At 71.2% G+C, this 3,423-nt stretch carries 3 protein-coding genes and 1 pseudogene; 1 reads left to right on the top strand and 3 read right to left on the bottom strand.

Translation table 11 applies throughout. The annotated features are described in order from the left end of the window. Nucleotides 1–422: pseudogene (locus ACLEQD_RS39620) on the top strand (hypothetical protein); the annotation flags it as partial. Between the two features lie 238 nt (nt 423–660). On the opposite strand, the gene ACLEQD_RS39615 reads toward ACLEQD_RS39620, so the two are convergent. The 3 genes from ACLEQD_RS39615 to ACLEQD_RS39605 all read right to left on the bottom strand — a co-directional run. Further along, nucleotides 661–1,551: an alpha-ketoglutarate-dependent dioxygenase AlkB gene (locus ACLEQD_RS39615; RefSeq protein WP_410391109.1), complete on the bottom strand. Its 891-nt coding sequence runs from the start codon at nt 1,549–1,551 to the stop codon at nt 661–663. Between the two features lie 8 nt (nt 1,552–1,559). Beyond that, on the bottom strand, nt 1,560–2,273 hold the full coding sequence (deoD, locus tag ACLEQD_RS39610) for a purine-nucleoside phosphorylase (RefSeq protein ID WP_410391108.1): 714 nt from the start codon (nt 2,271–2,273) through the stop codon (nt 1,560–1,562). Between the two features lie 15 nt (nt 2,274–2,288). Further along, the coding region (locus tag ACLEQD_RS39605; protein ID WP_410391107.1) for a penicillin-insensitive murein endopeptidase at nt 2,289–3,423 on the bottom strand (1,135 nt) is incomplete at its 5' end.

Here is a 3,423-nt window from a genome sequence, read left to right as displayed (position 1 = left end):
GTGGCGACTGGACGGCCGAAGCCCCGGCGCGTCACGCGCAGGACGGGGCCGGGATGAACGGCACGGCGCAACCGCCCGGGGAGCCCCGCGCGAACGGCCAGCAGCGCAACGGCGGCCCCCGGATGAACGGCCGGCCTCCGCGCAACAACGGCGCCATCCAGGACGGCCCGCCCCAGCAGAACGGCGAACCGCGCATGAACGGCCGGCCGCAGCAGGGTGACGAGCCGCGCCAGAACGGCCGGGGCCCTGGAGCGAATCCCCGCGAGGCGCGAGGCAACCTCCCCAACAACGGGCCCCGGATGCCCCGTCAGGGTGCGGAGCGCGGCGCGGGACGTCCTTCCCGGGGTGGCGCGCCCCAGGTGAGCTACGTGGGCCGTCCGCCCGCGCCCTCGTCCTCGAACCCCGAGACGGGCTCCTCCTGAGCCTGCGGACCTGAGGTCCGTCCCCGGGGCTGAGAAGCTGAGAGCCCCACGGGGCGGCCCATCCGGAGCCCACCGCACGAACTGGTCCGACAGTCGGACCAGTTCAGACCTCCGAGGCGCCCCCACCGGACCGGCCTCGTCGGCCGCCAGGCCTGGGGCTGTCCGCGTCATCCGAGCAGCGGCAACTGGTCCGACAGTCGGACCAGTTGGAACCGCGTCGCTCCGGACGCGCCGCGCCCTACTCCGCCTTCACCGACGTCGGCTCGCGCGCCAGCTCCTCGCGGAAGAAGCGGCTGCCCTTCGCGAGCGTCGCCATGTACGGGCGCACGTCCTCGCGGGCCTCCGCGCTCAGCGCCGCGAACGGCGTCACGTGCGCGTCCGGCACGTAGCGGAACGTCAGGTTGATGCGCCGCGTGCGGAAGTCCGGCAGCTCCGGCGGCATCACGTGGCCCGCGCGCGTGTCCACCCGCTGCACCCGGTGGAACGTCTGGTCCTTCCACTGCGCCCCACCAAAGAGCTGCAGCGACCCGTCATCCAGCCACTGCTCCAGCACCACCGCGTCGCGCTCGCCGGGCCGCGTGGACGTGACGAACTGGATGAGCGCGCGCTCCCCCAGGGACAGCGACGCCACCGGGCCCGGCTCGAAGTCCTTGTGCTCGCCCACGCGCGCGGTGTCCACCCAGCGGCCCTCCTCCAACCGGCTGCCGTAGAAGTTCACCAGGCACGTGTTGAGGTGCCAGCCCTGCGGCATGTCCGGGCCCCGGAACATCCGCCGCGCCAGCGCCTCCACCTTCACAATCTGCCGCTCCAGCACCGCGGGGAACGGCTCTGCCTTCACGCAGCGGTCCTTCACGCCCTTCGGAGGCCGGTAGTAGTCCAGACACGCGAACTGCCAGTTGCCCAGCCAGTACACCGGCCGCAACAACCGCCGCTGCTGCTGCCCCTCCGGCGGGGGGAAGTGCTTCGAATAGCGCTCCTCCCACAGCGGGTGCAGCGTGCCCAGCCACGCCAATATCTCCGCGCGGTCCGCGGACGCCAGGAAGCTCGCGTTGTAGTGGTGGCCGGGCGTGCGCTGCGCGGCCTTGCGCGCCAGCGGGGAACCCGGGCCCCTGCGGGGAGGCAAGGCCATGGGGTTCCTCACGCCTCGGAGGCGGCCACGTCGAGCGCCAGTTCGATCATCTCGTCGAACGTCGTCTGACGGTCCTCCGGAGACAGGTGCTCGCCGGTGAGGATGTGGTCCGACACCGTGAGCAGCGCCAGCGCCCGCGCGCCAAACTCCGCCGCCACGCCGTACAGGCCGGCGATCTCCATCTCCACCGCCAGGATGCCCATCTTCTCCAGCGTCGCGTTGAGCGCCGCCTGCGGGTGGTAGAAGAGGTCGGACGTGAAGACGTTGCCCACGCGCACGGGCTTGCTGCGCTTCTCCGCCGCCTCCACCGCGCGCCGGGCCAGCGTGAAGTCCGCCACCGCCGGGAAGTCGTAGCCCATGACGCGCATGCGGTTCACGTTGGAGTCCGTGCCCGCGCCCATCGCCACGATGACGTCACGCAGCTTCACGTCCGTGCGCAGCGCGCCGCAGCTTCCCACACGGATGAGCACCTTCGCGCCGTAGGACTTCACCAGCTCCGTCGCGTAGATGGAGATGGACGGCACGCCCATGCCGTGCCCCATCACCGACAGCCGCTTGCCCCGGAAGGTGCCGGTGAAGCCCAGCATGTTGCGCACCGCCGTGACGGGGCGCGCGCTCTCCAGGAAGCGCTCGGAGATGTAGCGCGCCCGGAGCGGGTCGCCCGGCATGAGGACCACTTCGGCGAAGTCACCCGGAGACGCGGAGATGTGCGGAGTTGCCATGAACCTGAAGCCCTTTCAGCGCGCGGTCGACAGACCGGACGGAACACCCATGGGGACGGCCACCGGCGTCGGTGCCAGTGCGGCGGGAGTGCACGGGTTGGGCAGCTTGCCCGAAGCCGCGGGCGCCGTGTTCACCAAAGCGGGGGCCTGCGTCTGGGGAGGCATCCGGCGCGGCGGCAGCTGCACCGGCGGGGGGATGGGGCAGTGCGTGCACGGCCCCTTCAGCGGAATCACCAGCCGCCGGCCGATGCTCAGGAACGTGTTGCGCATCCGGTTGGCCTTCTTGATGGCCACCACGCTGGAGTTGTGCCGCATCGCGATGCCGCCCAGCGTGTCCCCGTTGCGGACCCTGTACATCATGAGGTTCTGGTCCGGCTGCAGCGCCAAGAGCGGCGCCACCCGGCGGCCCAGCTCCTGCGCGCGGCCGTTGAAGAAGCGCACGTGGAAGTGGTCGCGGTGCCGGCGCGCGTGCTTGATGAGTGAGTTGAAGCCGGCGTTGAACAGCGAGTCCAGCCACGCCTTGTCCTCGCCAATGGACAGCGCGTAGTCGTACAGGACCTTCTGCACGCGCTTGTCCACGAGGATCATCTGCACGTCGGTGTTCACCACCAGCGAGCGCACCAGCGCCCAGTTCATGGCCACGTCGATGTAGCGCTCCCGCTCGCGCGCACGCACCGGCTCCGCCGTCGGGTAGTAGAAGCCCAGGTCCACGTCGCGGCCGTTCTGGTGGCTCTTGTGCGGACGCAGGTAGCCGCCGTCCTTGGTGGACAGGCGGTTGACGCGCAGCGGGGGCACGTTCGGGTACTGCGCGCGCACCGCGCGGATGGCGGCGACGACGTAGTCCACCGTCTCCTGCGTGCCGTAGGCGATCTCCGGCGACACCACGAGCCAATCCTTGTCATCCGGCACGCGCACGCTGTTGAGCTGCCGGCCGCTCTCCACGAAGCCAATGGACATGGAGCCCAGCGTGGACGGGTCCTTCTTCCACGCCTCGGTGAGCGCCTCGTCGGACAGGTCGGCGGTGTACAGCGGCCCGGCGGGCGCGGCGGGCGCGAGCGGCGCCTGCATCTCGCCTTCCTCGCTCACGCCTTCGTCGTCGGTGGCGGCGGTGGCCTCGTCGTCGTCCTCCTCCGCGTCCACGGGGCAGGGG

Origin of the sequence: Corallococcus sp. 4LFB (genome assembly GCF_046520365.1) — a bacterium.
In the GTDB taxonomy this organism is placed as follows: domain Bacteria; phylum Myxococcota; class Myxococcia; order Myxococcales; family Myxococcaceae; genus Corallococcus; species Corallococcus caeni.
Note: the sequence above shows the minus strand (reverse complement) of the source record. Positions and strands in the feature narration are given on the sequence as shown.